This window comes from Arachnia rubra (assembly GCF_019973735.1).
In the GTDB taxonomy this organism is placed as follows: domain Bacteria; phylum Actinomycetota; class Actinomycetes; order Propionibacteriales; family Propionibacteriaceae; genus Arachnia; species Arachnia rubra.
Window position 1 is genome coordinate 2,521,003 of sequence record NZ_AP024463.1, and the last position, 24,687, is coordinate 2,545,689.

Annotated in this window: 26 protein-coding genes; 12 read left to right on the forward strand and 14 right to left on the reverse strand. The window is 65.2% G+C overall.

What is annotated here, in order from left to right:
- Positions 1-195 precede the first annotated feature (195 nt).
- Positions 196-1,302, forward strand: a complete 1,107-nt coding sequence (locus SK1NUM_RS11475) for a neutral zinc metallopeptidase (protein ID WP_212322090.1) — start codon at positions 196-198, stop codon at positions 1,300-1,302.
- Positions 1,303-1,501: 199 nt separating this feature from the next.
- Positions 1,502-2,647, forward strand: coding sequence for a neutral zinc metallopeptidase (locus tag SK1NUM_RS11480; protein WP_223927541.1), 1,146 nt, complete (start codon positions 1,502-1,504; stop codon positions 2,645-2,647).
- Between the two features lie 18 nt (positions 2,648-2,665).
- Here the strand turns inward: SK1NUM_RS11480 and ispF are convergent, their stop codons facing one another.
- From ispF to SK1NUM_RS11505, 5 genes are all read right to left on the reverse strand, one after another.
- On the reverse strand, positions 2,666-3,127 hold the full coding sequence (gene ispF, locus SK1NUM_RS11485) for a 2-C-methyl-D-erythritol 2,4-cyclodiphosphate synthase (RefSeq protein WP_212322094.1): 462 nt from the start codon (positions 3,125-3,127) through the stop codon (positions 2,666-2,668).
- The gene (gene ispD / locus SK1NUM_RS11490; RefSeq protein WP_212322096.1) at positions 3,124-3,828 is read right to left on the reverse strand and encodes a 2-C-methyl-D-erythritol 4-phosphate cytidylyltransferase; all 705 of its coding nucleotides are present in this window, start codon (positions 3,826-3,828) and stop codon (positions 3,124-3,126) included. The genes ispF and ispD overlap by 4 nt, the downstream gene beginning before the upstream one ends.
- Before the next feature lie 4 nt (positions 3,829-3,832).
- A complete protein-coding gene (locus SK1NUM_RS11495; protein WP_212322098.1) occupies positions 3,833-4,318 on the reverse strand; it encodes a CarD family transcriptional regulator in 486 nt (161 codons plus the stop codon).
- Positions 4,319-4,411: 93 nt separating this feature from the next.
- Entirely contained in the window at positions 4,412-5,089 is a 678-nt protein-coding gene (locus tag SK1NUM_RS11500; protein WP_212322100.1) for a response regulator transcription factor, read from the reverse strand.
- Complete coding sequence (locus SK1NUM_RS11505) at positions 5,086-6,243, reverse strand: sensor histidine kinase (RefSeq protein WP_212322102.1); 1,158 nt, start codon at positions 6,241-6,243, stop codon at positions 5,086-5,088. Before SK1NUM_RS11505 ends, SK1NUM_RS11500 begins: the two co-directional genes overlap by 4 nt.
- 281 nt (positions 6,244-6,524) lie before the next feature.
- Here SK1NUM_RS11505 and phoU point away from each other — a divergent pair, with 281 nt between their 5' ends.
- Complete coding sequence (gene phoU / locus SK1NUM_RS11510) at positions 6,525-7,190, forward strand: phosphate signaling complex protein PhoU (protein ID WP_212322104.1); 666 nt, start codon at positions 6,525-6,527, stop codon at positions 7,188-7,190.
- Positions 7,191-7,237: 47 nt separating this feature from the next.
- Here phoU and SK1NUM_RS11515 read toward each other — a convergent pair whose 3' ends face one another.
- Positions 7,238-7,540: a hypothetical protein gene (locus SK1NUM_RS11515; RefSeq protein WP_212322106.1), complete on the reverse strand. Its 303-nt coding sequence runs from the start codon at positions 7,538-7,540 to the stop codon at positions 7,238-7,240.
- On the opposite strand from SK1NUM_RS11515, the gene SK1NUM_RS11520 reads away from it, so the two are divergent.
- Together SK1NUM_RS11520 and SK1NUM_RS11525 are read left to right on the forward strand one after the other, a co-directional pair.
- Positions 7,530-8,234, forward strand: a complete 705-nt coding sequence (locus SK1NUM_RS11520) for a polysaccharide deacetylase family protein (protein WP_212322108.1) — start codon at positions 7,530-7,532, stop codon at positions 8,232-8,234. The two genes, SK1NUM_RS11515 and SK1NUM_RS11520, sit on opposite strands and share 11 nt — an antisense overlap.
- 53 nt (positions 8,235-8,287) lie before the next feature.
- The gene (locus SK1NUM_RS11525) at positions 8,288-9,037 is read left to right on the forward strand and encodes a phosphoglyceromutase (RefSeq protein WP_212322110.1); all 750 of its coding nucleotides are present in this window, start codon (positions 8,288-8,290) and stop codon (positions 9,035-9,037) included.
- A gap of 53 nt (positions 9,038-9,090) precedes the next feature.
- On the opposite strand, the gene SK1NUM_RS11530 is transcribed toward SK1NUM_RS11525, so the two are convergent.
- Positions 9,091-10,365 carry a chloride channel protein gene (locus SK1NUM_RS11530; protein ID WP_223927543.1) on the reverse strand — a complete coding sequence of 425 codons (1,275 nt, stop codon included), beginning with the start codon at positions 10,363-10,365 and terminating at the stop codon, positions 9,091-9,093.
- Between the two features lie 143 nt (positions 10,366-10,508).
- Positions 10,509-12,737 (reverse strand): FAD-dependent oxidoreductase, encoded by a 2,229-nt coding sequence (locus SK1NUM_RS11535; protein WP_212322114.1) that lies wholly within the window; start codon positions 12,735-12,737, stop codon positions 10,509-10,511.
- 109 nt (positions 12,738-12,846) lie between these two features.
- On the opposite strand from SK1NUM_RS11535, the gene SK1NUM_RS11540 reads away from it, so the two are divergent.
- The 4 genes from SK1NUM_RS11540 to SK1NUM_RS11555 all read left to right on the forward strand — a co-directional run bounded on the left by SK1NUM_RS11540 (position 12,847) and on the right by SK1NUM_RS11555 (position 16,125).
- The gene (locus SK1NUM_RS11540; protein WP_212322116.1) at positions 12,847-13,485 is read left to right on the forward strand and encodes a TetR/AcrR family transcriptional regulator; all 639 of its coding nucleotides are present in this window, start codon (positions 12,847-12,849) and stop codon (positions 13,483-13,485) included.
- Between the two features lie 265 nt (positions 13,486-13,750).
- Entirely contained in the window at positions 13,751-14,233 is a 483-nt protein-coding gene (locus tag SK1NUM_RS11545; RefSeq protein ID WP_212322117.1) for an SRPBCC family protein, read from the forward strand.
- Entirely contained in the window at positions 14,230-15,603 is a 1,374-nt protein-coding gene (locus tag SK1NUM_RS11550; protein WP_212322118.1) for an MFS transporter, read from the forward strand. The genes SK1NUM_RS11545 and SK1NUM_RS11550 overlap by 4 nt, the downstream gene beginning before the upstream one ends.
- 21 nt (positions 15,604-15,624) lie before the next feature.
- A complete protein-coding gene (locus SK1NUM_RS11555) occupies positions 15,625-16,125 on the forward strand; it encodes a universal stress protein (protein ID WP_212322119.1) in 501 nt (166 codons plus the stop codon).
- 58 nt (positions 16,126-16,183) lie between these two features.
- On the opposite strand, the gene SK1NUM_RS11560 is transcribed toward SK1NUM_RS11555, so the two are convergent.
- The 5 genes from SK1NUM_RS11560 to SK1NUM_RS11580 all read right to left on the reverse strand — a co-directional run bounded on the left by SK1NUM_RS11560 (position 16,184) and on the right by SK1NUM_RS11580 (position 20,926).
- Positions 16,184-16,966: a CPBP family intramembrane glutamic endopeptidase gene (locus SK1NUM_RS11560; RefSeq protein ID WP_212322120.1), complete on the reverse strand. Its 783-nt coding sequence runs from the start codon at positions 16,964-16,966 to the stop codon at positions 16,184-16,186.
- 254 nt (positions 16,967-17,220) lie between these two features.
- Positions 17,221-17,583 (reverse strand): biotin/lipoyl-containing protein, encoded by a 363-nt coding sequence (locus SK1NUM_RS11565; RefSeq protein WP_212322121.1) that lies wholly within the window; start codon positions 17,581-17,583, stop codon positions 17,221-17,223.
- A gap of 16 nt (positions 17,584-17,599) precedes the next feature.
- The gene (locus SK1NUM_RS11570) at positions 17,600-17,857 is read right to left on the reverse strand and encodes a hypothetical protein (protein WP_212322122.1); all 258 of its coding nucleotides are present in this window, start codon (positions 17,855-17,857) and stop codon (positions 17,600-17,602) included.
- 10 nt (positions 17,858-17,867) lie between these two features.
- Positions 17,868-19,424: an acyl-CoA carboxylase subunit beta gene (locus tag SK1NUM_RS11575; protein WP_212322123.1), complete on the reverse strand. Its 1,557-nt coding sequence runs from the start codon at positions 19,422-19,424 to the stop codon at positions 17,868-17,870.
- An 8-nt stretch (positions 19,425-19,432) separates the two neighbouring features.
- A complete protein-coding gene (locus tag SK1NUM_RS11580) occupies positions 19,433-20,926 on the reverse strand; it encodes a methylmalonyl-CoA carboxytransferase subunit 5S (protein ID WP_212322126.1) in 1,494 nt (497 codons plus the stop codon).
- Between the two features lie 225 nt (positions 20,927-21,151).
- On the opposite strand from SK1NUM_RS11580, the gene SK1NUM_RS11585 reads away from it, so the two are divergent.
- Positions 21,152-22,345, forward strand: coding sequence for a heparan-alpha-glucosaminide N-acetyltransferase domain-containing protein (locus SK1NUM_RS11585; protein ID WP_212322128.1), 1,194 nt, complete (start codon positions 21,152-21,154; stop codon positions 22,343-22,345).
- Between the two features lie 64 nt (positions 22,346-22,409).
- On the opposite strand, the gene SK1NUM_RS11590 is transcribed toward SK1NUM_RS11585, so the two are convergent.
- On the reverse strand, positions 22,410-23,270 hold the full coding sequence (locus SK1NUM_RS11590) for an alpha/beta hydrolase (protein ID WP_212322130.1): 861 nt from the start codon (positions 23,268-23,270) through the stop codon (positions 22,410-22,412).
- A gap of 167 nt (positions 23,271-23,437) precedes the next feature.
- Here SK1NUM_RS11590 and SK1NUM_RS11595 point away from each other — a divergent pair, with 167 nt between their 5' ends.
- The gene (locus SK1NUM_RS11595) at positions 23,438-23,656 is read left to right on the forward strand and encodes a hypothetical protein (RefSeq protein ID WP_223927545.1); all 219 of its coding nucleotides are present in this window, start codon (positions 23,438-23,440) and stop codon (positions 23,654-23,656) included.
- Positions 23,649-24,668 carry a glycoside hydrolase family 3 protein gene (locus SK1NUM_RS11600; RefSeq protein WP_212327760.1) on the forward strand — a complete coding sequence of 340 codons (1,020 nt, stop codon included), beginning with the start codon at positions 23,649-23,651 and terminating at the stop codon, positions 24,666-24,668. Before SK1NUM_RS11595 ends, SK1NUM_RS11600 begins: the two co-directional genes overlap by 8 nt.
- Positions 24,669-24,687 lie beyond the last annotated feature (19 nt).

Below are 24,687 nucleotides of genomic sequence, written 5' to 3' on the forward strand. Positions count from 1 at the left end.
GGAACGCCATCCCAGGCGCAGCAGCCAATCCCCTGGAGACCACCCCAGGCCCTAAAGCCCAGCGCACCGCAGCATCAACCTATCCCTCCGGGGCTTCCCCCGGGGGCGCCACGAAGAGCCGCGGCGCCGCAGCAGCCGTTGCCTGCCCAGCCCTTCCCGCAACCGCAACAACCTGTCTATCCCGGGCAGCCCACAATGAAAGCCCCAGGTCACCTGCCTCAGGCACCTGGGCGGCCTCCTACTGCCTTCACCCCGGCCGGCGCTCCGCCGGCCGGCTTCGCCATGCCCGGGGCACAGCATCCGGGATTCCCGCCAGGTGGATTCGCCCCCTACCCAGGACCCTATGCCGCTCCCGCCCGCAAACGCCCTGTCGGGTTGATGGTCGCGCTGGCGGCAGCCGTCGTGCTGCTGTCCGGGGTGCTCGTGCTTGCGCTGTCCCAGGTAATAGGCCAACACCCCGAGACCACCAGCGCCGGATACCAGAACGAGGACTGGAGTGTGCCACCTGTCAGCTCGGAGCCACCGCAGCTACCGACCCCAGAGGACGAGGCAGAAGCCAAGAAGCTCACCCGCCAGAACCGGATCTACGACGTATCGCTGGCATCACCGGTTCGCTGCGATCTGCAACTTCCCCCAGGCGGCGAGATCGACGACGACAAGCTGCAAGAGCACATGGAGGCCTACATAGGCTGCCTGACCCGCGTGTGGGGACCGGCCATCGAGGCGGCAGGCAGCACCGCCTACCAGCCGAAGATCACCGTGTACCCGGCCGGCGAAAAAGTGACGACGGGCTGCGGCAGCACTGACTCCGGGAACGCCTTCTACTGTCCCAGCGACCAACAGCTCTACATCGCCCAGGATGTGTTGAAGGCCCTGTCCGATGACGCCTCCCAGGCGCGCATCGTCTTCGACCTGATCATCGCTCACGAGTTCGGGCACGCCGTGCAGGGACGTACCGGGATTCTGGGCGGTGAACGCTGGCTGGCCGAATCCGCGTCTTCGAAGCAGGAGAAGGCGGAGTTGAGCCGCCGAAGCGAGGTGCAGGCCGACTGCTTCGCCGGCGCAGCCCTGAATTCACTCTCCAGTAGCCTCCAACTCACCGAGACCGACCGAAGCGACATCATGCGCGTCATGTTCGAGATCGGCGACGACCAGTTGGCGGAAAGACACAACGTCAACCCAGACCGGGTCGATGCCCACGGATCGGGCCAGAACCGCAGGATGTGGGCGGAGCGGGGTCTAAAAGCCAAGTCCGTCGAGGACTGCAACACCTTCACGGCCCCGAGCAGCGAGGTGGAATAACCAGTGCTGAACGCTGTGATGACACATCAATACCCCTTCCACACCGTGGTTCGGGGAGCTGCTAGGCCTCTGGGAGGCTACCCTGATGGACGTGGTAGACCCGACGCAGCCATTACCCCCAGGACAGCCGCATCCCCAGCGCCAGGGTTCCGGCCAGCCGGTGAGTCCCTGGGGGGCGCCCAGCAGTCCACGGCGTGCGATGCCCTCACCTGACCCGCAGGTCCCGCCTGGTGTTTTCCAGCCCGCCGGATCCCCGTTGCGTCCCACCTTCTCCCCGGGACCTGCTGGTTTCCAGCCCATGCCACAGGGCTTTCCCGCCCTGCCCCAGCACCCCGGATTCGCCCCTGGCGGATTCTCCCAGTATCCGCCGCCCGGCGGCGCCCCGTCCTGGACGCCCCCGCCCAAACGCCCGGTGGGACTGCTGGTCGCACTCGCTGGAGCCACCACACTCCTGGTGGGGATGCTCATCATGGTCGTTTTCCAGACGCTGAACGGGAACGATCAGCCTCAGACCGTCAGTGTCGAATACCAGAACGAGGACTGGGAGCTGCCCCCTGTCACCTCGAATCCTCCGCCGCTTCCCTTCCCGGAAGATGAGCAAGAAGCCAAGAAGGTGACAGACGCCAACGATCTGTACGACGTCTCACTGGCCTCGCCGGTACGTTGTGACCTGCCGCTCCTGCAAGGCGGGAAGGTCGCGGACGAGGAGCTCAGCAAACACCTCCAGAACTACATCGGCTGCCTGACCCGGGTCTGGGGTCCCGCCCTGCAGCAGGCGGGTTACAAGGCCTACCAGCCCAAGATCACGGTTTTCCCGGAGGGGGAGACGGTCACCACCGGATGTGGTACGAGCAAGTCCCAGAATGCCTTCTACTGCGGGGCTGACCAGCAGCTCTACATCGCCCAGGACATACTGGACGTCCTATCCACCGACGTCGACCAAGCCCGTAGCGTCTTCGACCTGATCATCGCCCACGAGTACGGACACGCCATACAGGGACGCTCCGGGATCCTGGGTGGCAAGCACGTGCTGGAGAGTGATCTCAGCAAGTCCCAGGCGTTGGAGCTCAACCGCCGCAACGAGACCCAGGCCGACTGTTTCGCCGGCGCCGCCATGAGTTCACTGTGGAAGGGGCTCAATCTCACCGACCAGGACCGCGAGGACATCATCAAGACGACTTTCGAGATCGGCGACGACCAGCTTGCCGAACGCCACAATCTGCCAAACACGACCGGGGATCACGGCACCGGCGCGAACCGCAGGCTCTGGCTGGAGCGAGGCCTGGGAGCCCAAACGCTCGGCTCCTGCAACACCTACACAGCCCCCAGCGGCGAAGTCGAATAGATCCCGATCCTGGCCCGGCTAGTCCACCATGGCGATGGCGATGGCAGCGACCCCCTCGCCGCGTCCCGTGAGGCCGAGGCCATCCGTGGTGGTCGCAGACACCGACACCGGCGCACCCAGCGCCTCCGAGAGCACCTGCTGCGCCTCGGCGCGGCGTGCTGCCAGCCGCGGCCTGTTGCCGATCACCTGGACGCTGACGTTGCATATCCTGAAACCGGCATCCCGGACCAGGCGGGCGGTCTCGGTGAGGAAGGCGACTCCAGAGGCTCCCCGCCATTCGGGACGGCTGATGCCAAAGTTCGATCCGATATCACCCAGCCCGGCTGCGGACAGCAGCGCATCAACCATGGCGTGGGCAGCCACATCGCCGTCGGAGTGGCCCGCCAGCCCAGCCGGCTCGTCAGGAAAGCGCAGCCCCGCCACCCGCATGGGCACCCCGGTTTCCAGACGGTGCACGTCGGTTCCGATACCAGCTCTCACGACGTTTGCCTCCCCGACAGAACGCCCTGCGCCAACGCCAGGTCGAGGGGCTCGGTGATTTTCAAGGCGTCGTGGTGTCCCAGCACCAGCTCCACCTTGTTCCCCAGGACCTCCATCACGGCGGCGTCATCAGTCGCTGCGAGTCCCTGTGCCGCGGCCTCCTCGTGGGCAGCCAGCAGGGCCCCGAGCCGGAATCCCTGAGGGGTCTGGACAGCACGCAGCCGGTCGCGGTCGACGACCTGGGAATCGGTCTCCCCGACTTCCCGTATGGTGTCGTGCACGGGGACGACGGGAATCACGGCCACAGCTCCCTCCAGGACCGCACTAGCCACGCGGCGGACCACGCTCGGCGGCACCAGCGGACGGGCGGCATCATGCACCAAGACCACGCTGCTGGCCGGGCATACCCTAGCCAAGGCCTCCAGGCCGAGGCGGACAGAGTCCTGCCGCTGCGGACCACCGACCACGCAGCTCACACCGGGTAGGCCTGAAAGAGCTGCGGCGAATTCTGCCTCGGTCCCGGACGGGATGGTCACGACAACCCTCGTGGCACCGCCTTCGATCATTGCGCTGACGCTGCGGCGCACCAGGCTGACACCGCCGAGCTCCACCAGGGCCTTCGGCAGCCCGGCGCCAAGACGGGAACCAGAACCGGCCGCCACCACCAAGGCAACGACCGGTTCTGCTGTACTACGATTCAACGCTTCACGAGGCGAGAACCTCGTCGAGCATAATCTCAGCGCGGTCCTCAGCGACGTCTTCCGCAAGGGCCAGCTCAGCCACCAGGATGGCGCGGGCCTTGGCAAGCATCCGCTTCTCCCCCGCGGACAGCCCCTTGTCGCGGTCGCGACGCCACAGGTCGCGCACCACCTCGGACACCTTGATGACGTTTCCCGAGTGCAGCTTCTCAAGATTTGCCTTGTAACGACGAGACCAGTTGGTGGGCTCCTCCGTGTGCTCAGCGCGCAGCACCTGGAATACGCGCTCCAAGCCATCGGCGTCGACCACGTCGCGCACACCGACGAGATCCAGGTTGCAGGCAGGAACTCGCACTACGAGGTCATTCTGACCTATGATGCGCAACACAAGGTAGAGCTTGTCCTCTCCCTTGATCTGCCGGGTCTCTATGTCTTCGATGACAGCCGCCCCGTGATTCGGGTAGACCACCGTCTCTCCGACCGTAAAAGTCATGTCTTGTAGGCCCCTTTCCGAAGGGAATTCTACCATGGCGCAGACCATCGCCCCCGGGAAAGCTTCTGAACCCTTCCGCCAGCGCGGCCCAGATCAGCCCTGGAACTTGTACCCCAGGCCGCGCACGGTGATGACACGCGCGGGGTTGGAGGGGTCGCGTTCGATCTTGCTCCGCAGGCGCTTGATGTGGACATCGAGGGTCTTGGTGTCGCCCACATAGTCGCTGCCCCAGATGCGGTCGATGATCTGGCCTCGGGTTATGACGTGTCCCGCGTTGCGCAGCAGCAGCTCAAGCAGTTCGAACTCGCGCAGCGCCAGCCTCACCTCCTGCCCATCGACGTCCACCTGGTGGCGCTCCACATCGATACGCACCCCGTCCGCCTCGATGACGCCGACGGTGAGTGCCAGGTCTTGACCCCGCCTCAGGATGGCACGGATCCGTGCCACCAGCTCGCGATGGGAGAACGGCTTAGTCACATAATCGTCGGCGCCGATCTCAAGCCCCACAACCTTGTCCGTCTCGGAATCACGCGCGGAGACCATGATGATCGCGACGTTGCCGCGAGTACGCAACTGACGGCACACCTCGATTCCCGGCATGCCGGGAAGCATCAGGTCCAGCAGCACCAAGTCGGCCCCGTTGCGCTCATACTCAGCGATGCCAGCCTCCCCGTCGGGTTCCGCGACTACGTCGAAACCCTCCTTGCGGAGCATAAAGGTGAGTGCCTCACGGTAGGACTCCTCGTCCTCGATGATCAGGATCCTGGTCATCCCTCATCCCTCCGGATCTCATCACCTATGGGCCCCTCCAAGTGAGCCGGAAGCCGCAACGTGAAGGTAGACCCCTGACGGGGCCGCGACCACACTCTAACGCTCCCCTGGTGGGCCAGGGCGATATGCCTAACGATCGACAGCCCCAGACCAGTGCCCCCACTCTCCCGGGAACGCCCGTAGTCAACCCGGTAGAAACGCTCGAAGATGCGTTCCTGATCTTCCAGCGAGATGCCGATTCCATTGTCGGTGACCTTGATCTCCACCCAGTCGGCATCCTCGTCATGCACCTGGGCCACGGCCACCGCCACCCGTGCATTCTCGTCGGAGTAGTTGATGGCGTTCTGCACGAGGTTGACGACCGCGTCCATCAGCTGCCAGCGATCCCCCAGCACCCAGGCGGGAGGCATGGCCGTGCGGATGAGGCTCACCCCGCGGCCCTCGGCAGAAGCCCGGGTCCGGGCGACTGCCTCGTCGACGATCTCCTCCACATCCACCACCTCACGGCTGAGCATCGGGTCCGAGGACTGGAGCCGGGAGAGCTCGATGATCTGGCTGACGAGCTCCCCCAGCCGGGCTGACTCGCGTTGCAGCCGCCGGGTGAAATGACTCACCTGCTCTGGGTCACCGGCAGCTGCCTCGATGGTCTCGGCAAGGATGCCGATGGCTCCGATTGGGGTCTTCAGCTCATGGGAGATGTTGGCGACGAAGTCACGCCGCACCGCATCCATGCGCCGGACAGCGGTCTCGTCCTCAGCCATGACGAGCACCAGACCTCCGTGAAGTGGCAGCACCCGGCTGGCAAGATGCGCCGTCTCGGCTCCGGGAAGCTGCTCCAGCACGACCGCCGTCCCTGACCGCCGCGCCTGGCGTACACGCTCCAGCAATCCGGGGAAACCCACCCGGGTGCCCCGGGTCAGGCCCATCGCAGCCCCAGCCCCATTGACTTTTAGCACCTCGTCATGGTCACCAACCAGCAGCCCGCCTATCGGGAGCGCCTCGACGACGTCCTCCAGATCGGCGCGGATGCCCTGGAAGACGGACTGCCCCGGATCCTGACGCCCGGCCTGAGCACCCCGCCCAAGAAACCCCATGACGTGCGCGATCACGAGCGCCAGCACGGCACCCGCTGCTGCGGAGAGGACAAAGAACATGTTCCACCCAATCTTAGAGATCCCCGACGACCAAGTTCGGGGGATCTAGGCCTCTTCCCCGGCCTGCGGATCATCGTCAAACCACGGCTGTGGTGCGCCCCACTTAGCCGAAAACCTTGCCATGGCAGCACCGGGATGCCGCGTGCTTCACACCACCGGTCCACCGGCGCAATCGCATCACTCGGACGCAGCCTTTTAAGCTCGTCCCCTGTGGCCGGTAAACAATGCTGGCGACTAGACTGCGGCTTCAAGGTTCTCATCCTGAAGGGCGGAATCACGGCATGCGCGCCAGCTACCACGAGGAACTCAATGGCTTGCTCGACAGCCTCCAGCACATGGCTGTCCTGGTCGAGGCGGCTGTGAGCGAGGCGTCATCCTCCCTGCTCAATCCCGATCTGGCCCGCGCTGAGGCTGTCATATCGAACGACGCCCAGCTCGATGACATGCATGAGGAGCTGGAGTATCGCTGCCTGTCCCTGCTGGCCCTCCAGGCCCCCGTGGCGGGCGAGTTGCGCACGATAGTCTCCGCGATCCGGGTGGTCTTCGAGCTGGCGCGGATGGGTGACCTGGCCGCCCACGTTGCCAAGATCGCACGGCTGCGATTCCCCGATTCGGCGGTGCCGGAATCGCTGCGAGACAACTTCTCCCGTATGTCGGAGGTGTGCCTGGCCATGATCAGGCTGGCCAACCAGTCTTTGAAGGACCGCGACGCCGTCGCCGCCCTGCGCATGGCCGAGATCGACCACGAGATGGACCACCTGCGACGCGACCACTTCGGGGTGCTGCTGGGTGAGAATTGGTCGGGCTCGGTGGAGCAGGCCATTGATGTGGCGTTGCTGGGACGGTATTTCGAAAGATTCGCTGATCACGCTGTCGCCGTGGCACGGCGTGTCATCTACATCATCACCGGTCAATTCCCGGAAGGTGAGGAGTGGCCCAACGCCTAAGGCATTCCAAGGGCCGTTCTATTCCACGGTGTCATCAGGTCTAGAATTTAATTGAAATTTACTCGAATCCGGGTTTTGTTGATGAAAGGGATGTCCATGACGCTGTTCAGCCGTCGCAGCATACTGATGGGAACCTTGGCCGCCACGGCAGTCGGCCTGGGTGCCTGTGGCTCACCCAGGCAGACTGAGTCGTCACAGAGTCCCACCCCCAGCCCGTCAGGAAGTCCATCGCCAAGCGCTTCGCCCACGCCCGTGGAGAGCCCATCACCGAGCCCGTCGCCGTCACCATCCCAGTCCCCTTCCCCCTCACCATCTCCGGACGGGACGTCGGACGCGTTAATGCCAGGCACCAGCCACGGCCAGGCCGCCGCCGAGTATGCCTACCCAGCCCAGAAGGTCCAGGCGTGGATGAAAGACCCCAGCTCCGCCCCGGAGAAGATCGTCTTCCTCACCTTCGATGACGGACCCAATCACAGCAACTCGGTGAAGATCCTGGACGTGCTGAAGGAGCACGGAGCCCACGGCACCTTCTTCGTCATCGGAAAGAACGTCCATTCCGCTCCAGAGACACTGAAGCGCGAGATCCAGGAAGGCCACTCCGTGGCCATGCACAGCTACACGCACGACTACAAGAAGCTCTATCCCGGCCGCTCGGGAAACGTCGATGTCATCAAGAAGGAGTACGACAAGACAAAAGAGGCACTCCAGGAGGTCCTCGGGTCCGACTTCAAGACCCATGCTTGGCGCTACCCGGGCGGGCATGCGAGCTGGCACAACCTGGGCCCGGCCGATGAGGCTCTGGAGTCAGACGAGGTGTACTGGATCGACTGGAACACGCTCACCGGTGACGCCGAACCTGAGAAACGCCGCCCGAAGGACGCCGCCGGCATGGTGAAGATGGCGACGAGCGCGATCAAAGAGGGGGTGAAGGTCTCCGTGATGCTCGCCCACGATGCCGAGGGCAAGGACCTGACGGTCGAAGCGATGCCAGAGATCATCGCGGCCTACAAGGATGCGGGATACAAGTTCGGGATCATTGCCTGAAACCTGTGCGCAGGGCCATGGGCATCGGCTCTGCCGCCTTGTAGGCTGACGCCATGACCGGAAAGCTCATCCTGCTCCGCCACGGCGAGAGCGAATGGAACGCAAAGAACCTGTTCACCGGCTGGGTGGACGTCGACATCAACGAGAAGGGCCAGGCCGAGGCCCGCAAGGCCGCGGAACTGCTGAAATCGGAGGATCTGCTGCCGACGGTGCTGCACACCTCGCTGCTGCGCCGCGCCATCCACACCGCCTACCTGGCCCTTGACGGCTGCGATCGCCACTGGATCCCGGTGCGCCGCAGCTGGCGCCTGAACGAGCGTCACTACGGCGCCCTCCAGGGCCTGGACAAGACCGCCACCCGCGACAAGTACGGCGACGAGCAGTTCATGCTGTGGCGCCGCAGCTACGACACTCCGCCGCCGGTCCAGGACACCGACGCGGAGTACTCGCAGTTCAACGATCCCCGCTACGCCGACATCCCCGCCAACGAGCGTCCCCGCACCGAGTGCCTCAAGGACGTCGTGGCGCGCATGCTGCCGTACTGGGAGGAGTCCATCATCCCGGACCTGGACGCTGGCCACACCGTCCTGGTCACCGCGCACGGCAACTCCCTGCGTGCGCTGGTCAAGCACCTGGACGGCATCTCTGATGAGGACATCGCGGGGCTGAACATCCCGACGGGGATCCCGCTGTTCTACGAACTCGACGAGAACCACAAACCCCTCGTCAAGGGAGGCCGCTACCTCGACCCAGATGCCGCCGCCGCTTCTATCGAAGCTGTGAAGAACCAGGGCAAAAAGTAGTCCTGAGACCTGAGCTGGCCCCGTCTCCTCCCATGGGACGGGGCCAGCCTGCGTCAATGTGTGGGACGGTTCCGCCACCAGATGGCAGCAGCGGTGGCTCCCGCGATCGCCAGGACGGTGGGAACCAGAACCGTCGCCCCGGAATGCGTGAGCTCCAGGACCAGGGCGAAACCGGTCAGCGGAGCGCTGATAGAGGCCCCCAGGAAAGCCGCAGCTCCGATAAACACGCACGCGACGACTGGGAAACCCGGCCATATGAGCGACCACACGAGCCCAGTCAGCGCCCCCACGCAGGCGCCCAACGCGATTCCCGGATTCAAAGTCCCACCCCAGGCACCCGCCCGAATGGTGAGCAGTGTTGCCCCGGCCTTGGCCAACAGCATCAAGGCAATTAGCCCCAGGGCCGCAGGCCCCACCTGGGTCACCTGGTCGATGGTCGTCTGAGTGGTCGGGTGCCCATTGCCCAACACCCACGGCACCCAGACGGAGACCGTCCCCACCAGCGTGAGCCCCAGAGGAAGGGACCAGAGCAGGCTGGCCGAGGTCGGGCGGCTCCTCTCGATGCGTTTGACGGCGGCACCGAAGACGGCCCCGGCGAGTCCGATCAGAGGGCCGCACACCAGCGCCCACACAACCAAGGCCAGCGAAGGTTCCAGCTCCGGCAACTTGTAGAAGGCCTCCTGAGGCCGGGACCACCCGTAGGAGACGAAGACCGCGATACCGGAGACGGCAAGCGCCGACGCCAGAGAACGCGCCGAGAAGGTCGCCAGCAGAGCCTCGAGAGCGAACATGATCCCTGACAACGGGATGCCGTACACGGCGGCCAGGCCAGCACCTGCTCCACAGGCGACCAGGATTCGACGGTCCTCCGCATCGAGGCCTAGTCTGTCGCTGATCCAGCCGGACACCGCGGCACCGACCTCCCGCGGCGCTACCTCGCGACCCAACGAAGCTCCCATCGCGATGACGATGATCTGCGTGACGGCATGCCAGATGGTGCGCAGCACCGGCATGCGCTCCCCCGCAGCGGCCTGCCTCATAGGCACGGGGCCCGGACCGGTACGGTGCAGCAGCCACCACGAGACACCGCCAACCAGGCCAGCCGCACCGAGCGTGAGAATACGACGCCACCAGGGAATCGTGTACAGCGCTGTCAGCAGATGTCCCTCAGAGAAACTCCAGACGAGGTGTTCCATGACGTGCAACAGGTGGGCGCAGGCCCACCCGGTGATCCCCGCAGCTACCCCCGCAAGTACGACGGCGGCAATAAAACGCCGGAGCGCTGAGGCCCCAGCAATGGTTGGTGATAGGGAGGTTTCAAGATTCACGTCCCTTAACTCTAGAGCCGTCATAGCCGGTCAGTGCACCGACCCCACCCGTAGTCAGAACGGTATTGACCCAGGTGATCTCCGCAGGCCATCCCCGTTGGAAGACAAGGGCGGGGGCACAACGCCGCCAAGCTGTGCAGAACTCAGTACAACTCCGCATGGATGCGGCTGACGCCCCGGGATTCCAGGACCATCCTGGCATCAGCGACCATGGCCGACGAGCCACAGAGGTAGAACCCCGTGCCGGCGTCGACGTCCATTCTCCGGAGCATCTGCGTCACACGCCCCTGGACCGCGTCTGCCACCGGCTCACGGGTGATGCAGCGGATCACCTCTGAGGGGAGCGGGGCGTCGAGCAGGGCGGTGAGGTCCTCGTCGCGGGTGCGGCAGCCGAAGAGAAGCACGTCCTCGCCGCTCGTGTGCTCGAACATGGGCAGGAACGGCGCCAGCCCGGTGCCGGTGGCGACGAACACCCGCCGTCTCTCGCCCGCCGCCAGGGTGAACTGGCCCAACGGCAGCTCGACCTGGGTTCGCGCGCCGACCGGGGCTTCCTCGACAAACCGCGAGCCCTGCCCGCCGGTCCGGGTGCTGATCAGGAACCGCACTTGATCACCGTCGATCCCAGCGATGGAATAGTCGCGCCAGGCGTGATTGCCGACGTGCAGGCGGGCAAACTGGCCGGGGGCCCACTTCCCCACCTCTCCCTCAACGCGGAAGACGGCTTCCCAGACGCTTGGTGTGAGGCGGCGTTTGACGATCAGGGTGGCGTGGTGTTTGCCCGGTGGCAGCGGCCAGTTCGCCAGCACAGGTGATGGCCCCTGCTTCAGTGCCGACTGAATGGTGAGGAACCCCTTAGGCCCCAGCACCTGGGAGGCTGCCAGGACACCGCCCATCATCGCGCCGCCGACACCCAGGCTGAAGACATCCTGCCCTGACAGGTAGAGCCCCCGGACCGGGGTGCGTGACCCTGTTGGCTTGGATCGGTAGTACTCGGGGGTGGCTGGGATGCCGTAGAAGGCGCCGCCGGGATGCGAGGTGTAGTGCTCGACGGTCAGTGGCGTCGAGACCTCCATGTATCCGACCAGGTCGCTCAGACCTGGGATGGCGGTCTCGGCCAGGCGGAGCATCTCATGGCCGAGGTGCTTCTTGAGCTTCGAGTAGCCGGCTCCGCGGTTGCCCAGCTGGGTGCCCTGCCACGCGCCGAACTCCGACGCGGACAGGAACGAGATGAGCTCCGCGGTGTGCACCCTCTCCCCCGACTTGACCGATGGGAACGACACGAAGACACCCTGCGGGAACCTCTCGTCCTTGATCGCGACGGAGCGGTCGTGGTCGAAGTCACGGTAGATCCACGAGTTCCCACCGTCGACGCCGATGGTGCGCGGATCCTCACGCAGCCGCAGGTACACGGTCACGGCCGATGGGCCGGTGCCGTATCCTTCAATCAGCGACCGTACCGGCGCGGTCGCCTGCCCGACGGCGCCCTCGGTGGGCAGCAGCCGGCCGAATGTGATGGCTGCGCCGGCATTCGAGATCACGACCGGGGCGCGGTGGACCACCTCGGGCGAGGAGGGGTCCCGGTGGTCGCGGACCCGCACCCCCGTCGCCGCGCCGTCCTCGACGAGGATCTCGACGACCTCCTGGGAGACGCGGACCGCACCGCCCGCCTGCTCGATGCCCTTCTCGAAGGTGCGGGCGATCCGGGAGCTGCCGCCCTCCGGGAACCAGGCGCCGTCCAGATAGTGCCTGACGATCCCAGCATGGACGACGAAGGGGCTGCGTGACGGCGGCAGCCCGTAGTCACCCCACTGGCTGGCGACCAGCGCCCGCAGCCTCGGGGAACGGAAGCGCCGCTTCAGATAGTCCTGCGTGGTGCGGGTTGCCATGCGCCCGGTGATCCGCTGGAGGCCACGGGCCACCGAGGCGACGGGATGCGGCGCCATGACTTGGATGAGGCGGAGCATCGCCCACCGGGCGGCACGGCGGATGTCCCGGAAATAGCGCCGGATGGCGCGGGCCTCGCTGGGAAAGGCCTCGGTGAGGCGCTGCTGGTAGGCGTCCTGGCCGGAGGGGACCGGGAAGTCGAGGCCCGGATAGACGAACCGGTCGTAATGGTCGGGCATCCGGACCCATTCCAGCTCCCCGCCGGACAGGTAGTCGAAGTAGGAGCGAATGAGACCACCGGGTTCGAGTTGCCCGATGTAGTGCACGCCGACGTCCCAGGACGCGCCGTCCCTCCGGAAGGTGTGGGTGAGCCCACCGGGTTCGCTGTGCTTCTCCAGCACGAGCACCCGCTTGCCGGCGACACGCGCCAGCAGCCCTGCTGCGGACAGCCCGCCAATTCCCGATCCGATCACGATGACGTCGTACACAGTGGCTCCGTTCCATCCAAATTATTTGACAGCGTCTAGCAAACGGTAGCATGCCGCGCAACAGCCGATGCCGCCCGGATGGTGACGAGAACGTCGTAGACTCACCGCCATGAAAACGAGGGGACCTGGGCGTCCGAAGGCAGGCGAGGCACGCGACCTCAAGGCCGAGCTGCTGAGGACAAGCCGCACGATGCTGAACGAGGGCGGGCCGAGCGCGCTGAGCATGCGCGAGGTGGCCCGGCGTACGGGCTGCACCCACCAAGCCCCGTATCACCACTTCGAGAACCGCGAGGCGATCCTGGCCGCGCTGGTCACCGAGGGTTTCAGGGAGCTGACAGAGCGGCTCCGTGCCGCCCATGACCAAGCCGAGGATAAGGGCCCCAGAGCCACCTTCGAGGCCGCTGGCAAGGCCTACATCGGTTTCGCGCTGGACAACCCAGGGGTGTTCCGGATCATGTTCCGCCCCGACATGTACAATTCCAAAAATTCCCCCAGTCTGCTTGAGGCCAGTGGGCAGGCCCACGCAGAGCTGGAACGACTGACCCGCACCGTATACGGCCAGCGGTCAACAACGGAACATGAGGTGGTCATCTGGTCGCACGTGCACGGCCTGGCTGGCCTGCTCCTGGACAGCGATGCCGCTCTCGCCTTCCCCACCACGCAGGAACGAAGCGACTTCGCGCAGAAGATCAACCAGCTGGCGGCCTCACTGCTGACCGGCGAGCCAGGCACCTCGTCTGGTCAGTAGAACCAGCCTGACTAGTAGATTCGAGCGTTCCAGCAGAGCCGGTAGCCCGGTCAGGTGACAAGAGACAGGAAATCCTGCCGGCAGCTCCCCGTGCCCCCGCGTCCCATACGTAAGTATTGCCGATAGGGGTTGACGCCTAGGTCTCATCTGACAACAATGCGGGAGGAACCTCAAATTCTCTGCCGGGAAGCATACCCCCCGAGGTATGGACAGGTATCACGCGGCGTAGCAGTCTATGGGCAGTTCCAATCAACGGGAGTGAGCAATGGTCGCCAATGTCATGCTGATCGTCGAGCGAGAGTTCGACTATCCCCAGAAACGTGTCTTCAGGGCATGGACCGCCCCGGAGGAGATGATGCTCTGGCGAGGTAGTCCCGGCTGGCACGTCGAGCAGGAGACGGTCTCCTCGGAGTTGAGGCTCGGCGGCAAGCACCACCACGTCAAGATCCGCGACAATGACCCGAGCGTCAGGGTCACCACCGACGCCGTCTTCACCGAGTACTTCGACCCAGACGTCTTCGTCGCCAAACAGCGGATCACCGGCGATCCTGGCATCGACCCGGACGTCCCCATGGAACTTCGCGTCGAATTCACCAAATACGGTCGCGACAGCGGCAGGACCCTGGTGCGCATCGTGCAGGGACCCTACGAGCCCTCCCGCGCCGAATACCACGCCACCGGCTGGGAGCGGGAGTTGAACCGCCTTGAGGAATTCCTGGCCACCAACCCTGAGGGGGATGCTCGATGAGCGCGACGACGGTGCGGCAGAAGCCGCTCATGACGATGCCGCAGATCCTGCTGATGAACCTGGGATTCTTCGGTATCCAGTACTCCTTCGGCATGCAGCAGACGGCCATCAACCCCATCTACCAGTTCCTCGGCGCAGACCCCGAGGAAATGCCGCTGCTGAACCTGGCCGGGCCGATCACCGGCCTGCTGATCCAGCCCATGATCGGCGCCATCTCGGACAAGACATGGGTTCCGAAGTGGGGCCGCAGGCGTCCATTCCTGCTGGCCGGCGCCATCGGCTGCTCCGTGTGCCTGTTCCTGTTCCCCTTCGCCTCAGCAGTGTGGATGGCCGTGCTGCTGCTGTGGCTGCTCGACGTGTCCAACAACACCGCCATGGAGCCCTACCGGGCGTTCATCTCCGACAGACTGCCGCCGTCGCAGCTGGCCAAGGGCTTCCTGGCCCAGTCCTTCTTCGCCGGCCTCGGCATCACCCTGGCCAACGTGTCGCTGTTCGTGTTCCAGCAGGTCATCCCCGGCATCTTCGGCAGCCTTCCCTCTTGGGTGATGGCCTCATTCATGCTGGGTACCGTCGCCTCCATCGCCACCGTGCTGGTCTCGATCCTCAGCACCAAGGAACTCGAACCCACGCCCGAGGAACTCGCCGAGCTGCGCGCCCACAAGACCAGTTTCGTCGGCACCGTCAAGGAGATCTGGGAAGCCATCGTCGAGATGCCCGTCCAGCTGCGCAAGCTGGCGCTGGTCTACCTGTTCCAGTGGTACGCCATGAACTGCTACTGGCAGTACGTGACGCTGTCGGTGGGCGAGTCCGTCTTCGGGGCCACCCAGGACCTAAAGACCTCCGATCCGACGCAGTATGCGAGCCTGTACGAGCAAGCCACGGCGTGGACCGGCCTGGTGAACGGCGCATACAACGTCGTGACCTTCTGCGTCGCATTCGCACTCGTCGCCCTGGCCAAGCGGCACGGCGCGAAACTCGTCCACACCACCTGCCTGCTCCTGGCGGCTGTTGGCCTGGCTTTCTTCCCGCACATCGCCGACAGGTACCTGCTGTTCGTCCCGATCATCGGCCTCGGCATCGCCTGGGCATCCATCATGGGCGTCCCCTACATCATGGCGGTCCGCATGATCCCGTCCACCAGGTATGGCGTCTACATGGGCATCATCAACATGATGATCGTCATCCCGATGCTCATCCAGACCCTGACCTTCGGTGTCATCTACCACTGGATCGGCAGCCATCCCGGCAATGCCATCACCTTCGCTGCCGTCTTCCTGGCCCTGGCGGCCATCGCGATGCTCTGGATCAAGGAGCCGCCGACCGTCAAGGACGTCGACGACCTCTCCGTCCCCGTGCCCGCTGAAAACTGATCTCCCGCGATTGGAGGAGAAATGCTCAAGGACTACGCAACGGTGGTCGTCGGGACCGACGGCTCCGACCTCGCCGGACCGACCGTCACCCGAGCCGCGTGGATCGCGGTCAAGGAAGACGCCGATCTTGTCATCGTGTGCGCCTACGGCGGCGGCTCCCGGCGGGCTGATGCGAAGGTGTCGCTGACCGAGACCGCACCTACCCGCATCGGGCAGGTTCCCGGCAGGGAGGCCGCGGCGCTGGCTGTTTCCCATGCCAAGGACATCGCGATTGCCGCGGGCGCGCGCGTGAAGGCCGCGCTACTCGTCGAGGCGGAACCAGCCCAGGCGCTGCTCAGCTCCTCGAAGGCGCATCTCGGAAGCCTGATCGTGATCGGCGCCATCCGTGACCGCTCGATCGCGGGCCGCCTACTGGGGGACGTCGCCAGCGCCGTCGTCCGGCGTGCCCATTGCGATGTGCTGGTCATCCGCCCGGCAAACACGGATGAGGGTGATCAGGTCCGCCCGGAGAGCAGCAGCTAGCCGGCAACGTCATGCCGGGAGGGGCCGTTTCAACGGCCCCTCCTTTTCACGGGTGGGATCAGGGTCTACGGCTCATGCCGAGCCAGAAGATCATGATGATGAACCCGACGAAAAGCGCCACCCATGTTCCCGACCAGTTGAACAGCCGCCACAGGGTGAATAGAACACTCGGCCATTGATTCAGCAGGCTCATCAGGAGATATCCAAGAAAACCCGGCCAGACGCTTCTCGTCTTGAGCGTGATCAGGGCTGGCGGGACGGCGAGCAGCATGCCCAGAATGCCTTCAGCCACTATGTGGCCTAGGGATTGGGGCGCGAATCCCACGTGCAGCAATCCGAATGACAAAGCCACGATCACCACCGCCCATGCTGTTCCCAGGCGGTCACGCAGCCGCGGCAGCGCATAGCCGAAGAACAGCAAACCGTCCACAAAGGCGATCCACGCTGGCTCTACCAGGGCTTTGATTACCAGAAGCCACAGTGGCGGATCAAGCCCGAGAAGACTTCTCCCATCCACTCTGAGCCAGCTTTCCGCGACGGCATAGGCCACGAGTGAGATAGCGACCATGCTGCCTCCGACCGCCAGCGACCAGCCGGAGTCCCTCGCCGTCATCGTCCCCAGGAAACGCCGGAACCTCGTCCTCTCCTGACGGAGCAACCACAGCAGCAACATCAGATTGAGCACTCCGAGGATCGCCTTGCCCTCGTCGTACCAGTAGGGGTTGTGCCCCGAAAGAACCAGCCAGGAACCGAAGATCAGCAGCGGCAGGACACGCAAGCCCAGGGCGAGCAGCGGATGCCAGAGAGCGGCTGGGGGTTCCTTGGTCTTCTTCCTCGTCACCTGACCAAGTGTGCCTTGTACCAGAGACAAACCGCCAAGACGTAGAAGAGGCTCAGAGCAGAACCCGGTACTCCAGCTCAGGTATCCCAAGTTTCTGGGGGATCCATCGGCTGGCAAACAGAGAAAAGGCGGGCCAAGGATCAGGGCCATACGCTGGTATTCCAGCAGCGAACCTGTCAGATAAATAAGGTGAAGATGAAGAAGGTCTCCCCACCGGTTTTCACCGGTGGGGAGACCTTGGTGTGATCAGCGGATCAGAGCTCGATCAGGCCCTGACCTCCCTGGACGGGCTCGCCCTGCTTGACCAGGATCGCGGAAACCGTGCCAGCTGCGGGAGCAGTGATCTCGGTCTCCATCTTCATGGCCTCCAGAACCAGGAGAACCTGGCCGGACTCCACCTCGTCGCCCTCCGCCACGAGGATGCGGGCCACTGAACCGGCCAGCGGAGCAACGACGGCATTCGCGCTGGCGGAATGGGTCGCGGAGGCAGCCGGGGCTGCGGGTGCGGCCCCACCGCTGCCGCCGATCACGATCGGCCCGAGGCTCTGGCGTTCCTCCTCCTGCACCTCGACATCGATCTCGTACTCCGTCTGATTGACGGTCACCTTGAGCTTCATGGATTTTCTCCTTCAATCAGCGGTTGTGGGGGACGGTGCGGTCGTGGGCCTGGCTCCGCGAGGCCGCGGCCCAGCGGGGCTGGTTGGCGAAGCGCACCGCACGGATCTTGGCCTTGTGCCCGAGGAACGCCGCGACGGCGGCACCGATGGCGACAAGGTCGGACTCAGGGATCTGCTGACGCTCCTCAAGCCTCGCTATCCGCTCGTCGAGGACCTTCAGTTGCGCGGTGAGCTGCTTGACGGCAGCGAGCAGCTCTGCATTGGTGTCAGACATCGCTCTCCGATCAGACCGGGCCGAGGCCGTGCTTCTTCGCGGGACGCACCTGACGCTTGCCAGCCAGCAGCTCAAGCGACAGGGCGATCTCGCGACGGGTGTCGGCCGGATCGATGATGTCGTCCACCAGACCGCGGGAGGCGGCCATGTACGGGGTCGAGAAGGTCTCGCGGTATTCCTCCACCAGCTCCTCACGGCGCGCGGCCTGGTCCTCGGCCGCCTCGATCTCGCGGCGGAACACCACGTTCGCGGCGCCCTCGGCACCCATCACCGCGATCTCGGCGGTGGGCCAGGCGAACACCTTGTCGGCTCCCAGGTCCTTCGAGCACATCGCCAGGTAGGCGCCACCGTAGGCCTTGCGCAGCACCACGGTGATCTTCGGGACGGTGGCAGCCGAGTAGGCGTACAGCATCTTCGCGCCGTGCCGGATGATGCCGCCGTGCTCCTGCGCCACACCCGGCAGGAAGCCAGGGACGTCGACGAGGTTAACCACGGGGATGTTGAAGGCATTACAGAAGCGGATGAACTTGCTGCCCTTATCCGAGGAGTCGATGTCCAGCACACCGGACATGACGCTCGGCTGGTTCGCGATGATGCCGATGCTGCGACCGTTGATGCGGGCGAAGCCCACCACGATGTTCTTGGCCCAGCCGGCCTGGACCTCGAGGAAGTCGCGGTGGTCCACGATCTCCAGGATCACGTCGCGGATGTCATAACCCTTGTTGCCGGCGGTCGGGATGATGTCGCGCAGCTTCTCGTTGGGGTCGATCGAGTCGTCGGGGTCGACGATCGGGGGCTCCTCCGAGTTGTTCTGCGGGAAGAAGCTGAGCAGTTTCTTGGCGATCAGGATGGCCTGCTCGTCATCGTCGGCCACGAAGTCGATCACGCCGGAGCGGTTCATGTGGGCGTCAGCGCCGCCGAGGGCGTCCTGGGTGACCTCCTCGCCGGTGACCTGCTTGATCACACCAGGGCCCGTGATGAACATGTGGGCCTTGCGGGTCTGGATGATGAAGTCGGTCAGCGCCGGGGAATAGGCCGCGCCGCCGGCGCAGGGACCGGAGATGATCGAGATCTGCGGCACCGCACCCGACAGCAGGACGTTGGCGTAGAAGACCTTGCCGTAGCCGGACAGGGAGTCGATGCCCTCCTGCACGCGGGCGCCACCTGAGTCGTTGATGAAGATGAAAGGGGTGCCGGTTTCCAGGGATGCCTCCAGCATCTCCGTCACCTTGATCGAGTGGGTCTCACCCGCCGATCCGCCCATCACGGTGAAGTCCTGGCTGGCCAGGTGCACGGGACGGCCCATCACCGTCGCGGACCCCGTCACGACGCCGTCGGCTGCCATGTAGGCCTTGTCCATGCCGAAGGTGGTGGTGCGGTTGCGGCGGAAGGCGCCGGTCTCCTGGAAGCTGCCCTCGTCGATCAGCTCCTCGATGCGGTCGCGGGCGGTCAGCTTGCCCTTGGCGCGCTGCTTCTCCAGCTTGTCGGCGCCGCCGCCGGCCTCGACCTTCGTCCGGGCCTCCTCAAGCTGCTGAAGGCGCTCGGCCATGGTGTGTTCCTTGCTCATTTCGCTCCTCAGGCGGGCTCGACGGAAACGCTGTGCGAACGGCCAGCGATGGTGACGTTGTATTTGACGGGACCGGAGATCCCCTGGGCCTTGCGCTTGGCGGCTTCTTCCTCGGCCGCCAGCTGCTCGGCGGTCTTACCGACGTTCTTCGGACCCTCGGCGCGGGTCTTGAAGAACCCGGGAGCCACTCCCGGGAACATGGCGTTGGTGAGGACGTCCTCCTCGGTGCCATCGGCACCCTCAAGTCCCTGGGCCTGGGAGACGAGCTCGTCCCACTCCGGCTTGAGCAGATCCGCGGGACGCACCGTGATGGGATCCTTCTTCGCCTGCGCCTTGGCCAGCTCAATGACCTCGGGGTTGCGCTCGCCGAGGCATTCGCCGTAGTAGCCAAGCATCAGATCGGCGAACTCGCCGGTGAGGACCTTGTAGCGGCCCATCAGGACGTTGAAGACGGCCTGGGTGCCGACGATCTGCGACGACGGGGTGACCAGCGGCGGATGACCGGCATCGGCCTTGACGCGCGGCACCTCCTCCATGACCTCGCGGATCCGGTCGCCCGCACCCTGGGCCTTCAGCTGCGACTCCATGTTGGAGAGCATGCCGCCCGGGATCTGGGAGGAGAAGATGCCGGTGTCCACCAGCGTCGCCGACTCAAACTCGGCGTACTTCGGGCGGATGTTCGCGAAGTGGTCTCGGATCTTGACGAGACGCTCCATGTCGAGGTCCGTGGTGTAGTCGGTGCCCTCAAGCATCGCGACGAGGGACTCCGTGGGGTTGTGGCCGGGGCCGAGGCTCATCGACGAGATGGCCGTGTCGACCACGTCCGCACCGGCCTCGATGGCCTTCATCAGGCTGACGAGGGTGACGCCTGTGGTGGAGTGGCAGTGGACGTTGATCTGGATGTCGCCGTAGGTGTCCTTGATGCCCTTGATGATGTCGTAGGCGGGCTGCGGCTGGAGGAGAGCGGCCATGTCCTTGAGGGCAATCGACTCGGCGCCCATGTCGATGAGCTGCCCGGCGAGCTTCACATAGCCTTCGACGGTGTGGACTGGGGAGATGGTGTAGCAGATGGTGCCCTGGGCGTGTTTGCCGGCCTTCTTGACGGCCTGCATCGCCCTGGCCATGTTGCGGGGATCGTTGAGGGCGTCGAAGACCCGGAAGACGTCCATGCCGTTCTCAGCCGACTTCTCGACGAACTTCTCCACCACCATGTCCTCGTAGTGGCGGTAGCCAAGCAGGTTCTGGCCGCGCAGCAGCATCTGGAGACGGGAATTGGGCATCAGCTCACGGAACGTTCGAAGCCTCACCCACGGATCCTCATTGAGGAAGCGGATACAGGCGTCGAAGGTGGCACCACCCCAACACTCCACGGACCAGAAGCCCGCGGCGTCAATGTCGGCGCAGGCATCGACCATGTCTTCCATGGCCATTCGGGTTGCCATCAAACTCTGGTGTGCGTCCCGGAGGGCTACTTCGGTGACGCCGATCTTTCGAGGACTCATGGTCCCTATCAAACCACGTTGTGAGAGTTCGCGGGAACGCGCCCCTGGCAATGTGGCGGCCCCACAACGCCGCTTTCATTTCCGCGGTGAGAGACCAAAACGCATTGAACAATGTTCAAGCAATCGTGGCCGGTACGGCGCTGCCGATCACTGTTTTCCGGCTGCCTCAGCCGTGATCAATGCGGAAACTCCATGGTTGCCTGCTTTGTGGCTTAGGTTTGCTGGGTGTCAGTCAAAAAACAGAGCCCGGATTCCCTCCGGATAGAGCGCACCTGGTGGCCTCAGCCCCGCAGCAGCCACGTCCCAAGCCCCCGCTTCCTGGGGCTCGACGCCGCCCGCGGCCTGGCCGTCCTCGGCATGCTGGTGGCCTATTGCCTGGTCACTCCCCCGTGGGGGTCGGGAGCGGGTGCTCTGCTCGGCCTGGGCCACGGCCGCTCCGGGATACTGTTCGCCACCGTCGCGGGGGTGTCGCTGGCCCTGATGAGCGGAGGATCCGGAATACCAGAGGGTGAACAGCTGCTCCGGGCCCGCGCCGCGATCCTGGGCAGGGCCATCGTGCTGCTCTTCCTGGCCGGAGTGTTGTCGATGATCCCGACCACGGTCCAGGTGGTGCTGGCCTCCTACGCCTTCTGGTTTGTCCTCGCCCTACCGGCGCTGCGCTGGCGGCCCAGGACTCTCCTGATCGCTGCCTGTCTCCTGGCGTTGACCGGCAAGTTCCTGGTGACGGGCCTGCCGCTCTGGATCCCGACCTGGGGATACGGCTCCCCCGAGGCCGGGGTCAACTTCGTTCCCACACTGCTGGTCAACACCATGTTCCCTGCGCTGGTGTGGATGGGGTTCGTCTTAGCAGGCATGGCCCTGGGGCGGTGTGGCCTGGACAATGCGAGGGCGCTGAAGGGTTTCCTCATCACGGGGCTGGCGCTGTTCGGAGCCTTCGCCGCGCCTTTCGTCATCGAGGCCGGCTCTGTGGCACCGCTATTCGACGACATCCAGCGGACGGCCGAGCACACCACGGGGGTTGACCAGTCTCTAGACCCGGCCACGGGCATCGACTGGCACCAGGCGCTCTGGTCCTTCGAGCCGCATTCGAACACGGCCTTCGAGGCCTTCTCCTCCGGTGGCCTGGCCTTGGCGCTGATCGCGGGACTGGTGCTGCTGGCCCGGTTGCCGTGGGCGCGCTGGGTGCTGCTGCCCCTGACCGGGATCGGGTCGATGTCGCTCACGGTGTATGCGGTCAGCATCGCCATCCTTGCCGATTTCCAGCCGGAGGGACCCGTCGCCGACTCCGGGCTGGTGGGCTGGCTGTGTCTCTGGGGCGTGGTGGTCTGCTGGGCCTGGACGCAGTTCTTCACCGCAGGCCCCTTGGAGCAGGTGATGGGCGCCGTCGCGGACCGGCTCTCTGGGAGATCCCGCCGCTAGGACTCCCCCGCTGTGAGGGGTTTCGCAGGTAGGTGTGGACGTCACGGCCCAGGCCAGCGGCCGGTCAGTGCCTCTCTCCAATCGCTCGCATCCAGGTGGCTGCCAGATCCACCCAGGCAGCGACATTGACCGGCACGTCGTCCCGGTCGGCGCTGCACAGTTCATCGGCGGTTGACAGGCCGTGGCGGCCCCACTGGAAGTGGTGGTACTCGAAGGGCACCCCGGCATCAGCCAGCGCGGAGACGAACCGCAGCGACTGCGACGGCGGCACCACCTCGTCCTCACCGGTGGTCCACACGAAGGCCGGCGGTGTCCGCTCCGACACCGCCGCTATGCAGTCCACGACAGCGGCGGTGGCGAGGATGTCCTGGACCTGACCCGCCTGCCAGTCGGCGCTTATCTCCTGCACCCAGTCGAAGTTGAAGGCCCCATAACAGATCACCAGGGAATCGGGGCGTGAACCGTGCCTGAGCAGGTCCAGGCGTCCCGACGCCTCATACTCAGCCCGCTCCGCCGCCGCCAGGTCGTCACGATGCCAATGGGTGCCGAGCAGCGCGGCGACATGCCCGCCCGCCGAGAACCCCAGGAGACTCACCCGCTCCCGGTCGATGCACAGCTCGTCCGCGTTCGCACGCACCCAGCGCACGGCCTGGGCGGCATCAACGGCGGGATGAGGGTAGGCGGCATGCCCCCGGAGGGAGTACCGCAGCACGAAGACATTGAAACCCCGCCTCAGAAAAGCGGCGGCCACCGGGTCAGACTCCCGCTGCGACAACATCAGGTAGGCCCCGCCCGGGGCGATGATGACGGCCGGCCGGGGATACTCGAAGGGACTCGGCTGCTCGTCAGGGGAAGGAGCATCAAACAGGATCGCTTCGAGACTCGCGGATCGCTCCCGGTTGAGGTCGACGACAACATGGCGCATAGCCTCATGCTAGTGCCGGGAATTCGCGGGTGTTATCTCCCCGCCGGAAGCGGCACCTCGCACACCCGCTCGCCCACGATACGGTCTGGCAGCGTTTCGGGAGCAGATGACTCCTGGATGCGGAAGACTGGGTGGTGAGGCAATTACTCGGGATCGGGAGGCGACCGGTGGCAGAAACCAGCAATGCATGCAGTCCTCTTCGTGGCCTCGCCGCGGCTGCGGCCTGTGCCTTGGCACTGGCCGGATGCTCGCCGGGAACTGCGGAGAGCTCGTCCAACACCGGCGCGAACCCGGGTGGCCTGGATGACACGTCGCAACTTGCATCGGCAGCACCCCCCCTCGCCGTCGCCAACACCGGCCGGGGTACGGTGCCGGGTGATGGCTGATTCCCTGACCACGGAGCAGCAGGCTGGGCAGCTGTTCATGATCGGAGTCAGCACCTCCGGACTGGACAACGCGACCCGCAAAGCCATCGAGTCTGGCGCCATTGGGTCGGCGGTACTGCTGGGTGAGAGCAGCGCGGGAACCAGCCAGATCGCCGCCATCACGGCTGAGCTGGGGAAGCTGCGGTCCGCCGGGCTGCCGCTGCTGGTGTCGGTAGACCAGGAAGGCGGAAAGGTGCAACGCCTCCAAGGGAAGGGGTTCAGCACCATTCCGCCGGCCCTCAGGCAGGGGGCTCTCGAAGATGGGCAGCTGCGGACCCAGGCGCGGGGCTGGGGTGAGGAGCTGGTGGCTGCCGGCGTCCACTACGACCTGGCTCCCGTCGCCGATGTGGTGCCGAAAGGCAAACAGGACAGCAACGCACCCATCGGGAAGCTGGACCGCAACTTCGGCAACGACGTCGCCGGCGTCAGCAGGTCGGTGGTGGAGTTCACCCAGGGCATGCAGGACGCTGGGGTCGTGACCACTCTGAAGCACTTTCCCGGGCTGGGTGAGGTCACGGTGAACACCGACTTCGGGGTCGCGAAGGACAGCGACATCACGGCAGACGACGAGTATCTGGAGCCGTTCCGGAAAGGTATCGAGGCTGGGGCTGACTCGGTGATGATCTCGTCGGCGATCTTCACTCAGATCGACCCAGATCAGGAAGGCGTCTTCAGCAAGAAGATCATCACCGGCATGCTGCGCGGCGATCTGGGATTCGATGGGGTCGTGATCAGCGACGACCTGGGGGCGGCTGCAGCGGTCGGCGACGTCAAGCCAGGCGACCGGGCGGTGCGGTTCTTCGCCGCGGGAGGCGATCTGCTCATCAACGCTGACCCGTCGCTGATGGACGAGATGCTGAAGGCAACCGTCGCCTGGGCCGCCAAGGACCAGGCACATGCCGCTCGCCTGGCTGAGTCGGCGGGCCGGGTGCTGGCGCTGAAGGAGTCAGCGGGACTGCTGACCTGTAGCTGAGTGAAGTAAATGACATTAC

Excerpts from the sequence above, each read along its gene's own strand:
- SK1NUM_RS11555 (WP_212322119.1), top strand. The coding sequence starts at position 15,625 with ATGCTCAAGGACTACGCAACGGTGGTCGTCGGGACCGACGGCTCCGAC.
- phoU (WP_212322104.1), top strand. The coding sequence starts at position 6,525 with ATGCGCGCCAGCTACCACGAGGAACTCAATGGCTTGCTCGACAGCCTC.
- SK1NUM_RS11600 (WP_212327760.1), top strand. The coding sequence starts at position 23,649 with ATGGCTGATTCCCTGACCACGGAGCAGCAGGCTGGGCAGCTGTTCATG.
- SK1NUM_RS11500 (WP_212322100.1), bottom strand. The coding sequence starts at position 5,089 with ATGACCAGGATCCTGATCATCGAGGACGAGGAGTCCTACCGTGAGGCA.
- SK1NUM_RS11580 (WP_212322126.1), bottom strand. The coding sequence starts at position 20,926 with ATGAGTCCTCGAAAGATCGGCGTCACCGAAGTAGCCCTCCGGGACGCA.
- SK1NUM_RS11575 (WP_212322123.1), bottom strand. The coding sequence starts at position 19,424 with ATGAGCAAGGAACACACCATGGCCGAGCGCCTTCAGCAGCTTGAGGAG.
- SK1NUM_RS11480 (WP_223927541.1), top strand. The coding sequence starts at position 1,502 with ATGCCCTCACCTGACCCGCAGGTCCCGCCTGGTGTTTTCCAGCCCGCC.
- SK1NUM_RS11550 (WP_212322118.1), top strand. The coding sequence starts at position 14,230 with ATGAGCGCGACGACGGTGCGGCAGAAGCCGCTCATGACGATGCCGCAG.
- SK1NUM_RS11495 (WP_212322098.1), bottom strand. The coding sequence starts at position 4,318 with ATGACTTTTACGGTCGGAGAGACGGTGGTCTACCCGAATCACGGGGCG.
- SK1NUM_RS11590 (WP_212322130.1), bottom strand. The coding sequence starts at position 23,270 with ATGCGCCATGTTGTCGTCGACCTCAACCGGGAGCGATCCGCGAGTCTC.
- SK1NUM_RS11520 (WP_212322108.1), top strand. The coding sequence starts at position 7,530 with ATGCCAGGCACCAGCCACGGCCAGGCCGCCGCCGAGTATGCCTACCCA.
- SK1NUM_RS11565 (WP_212322121.1), bottom strand. The coding sequence starts at position 17,583 with ATGAAGCTCAAGGTGACCGTCAATCAGACGGAGTACGAGATCGATGTC.
- SK1NUM_RS11505 (WP_212322102.1), bottom strand. The coding sequence starts at position 6,243 with ATGTTCTTTGTCCTCTCCGCAGCAGCGGGTGCCGTGCTGGCGCTCGTG.
- SK1NUM_RS11545 (WP_212322117.1), top strand. The coding sequence starts at position 13,751 with ATGGTCGCCAATGTCATGCTGATCGTCGAGCGAGAGTTCGACTATCCC.
- SK1NUM_RS11475 (WP_212322090.1), top strand. The coding sequence starts at position 196 with ATGAAAGCCCCAGGTCACCTGCCTCAGGCACCTGGGCGGCCTCCTACT.
- SK1NUM_RS11540 (WP_212322116.1), top strand. The coding sequence starts at position 12,847 with ATGAAAACGAGGGGACCTGGGCGTCCGAAGGCAGGCGAGGCACGCGAC.
- SK1NUM_RS11570 (WP_212322122.1), bottom strand. The coding sequence starts at position 17,857 with ATGTCTGACACCAATGCAGAGCTGCTCGCTGCCGTCAAGCAGCTCACC.
- SK1NUM_RS11525 (WP_212322110.1), top strand. The coding sequence starts at position 8,288 with ATGACCGGAAAGCTCATCCTGCTCCGCCACGGCGAGAGCGAATGGAAC.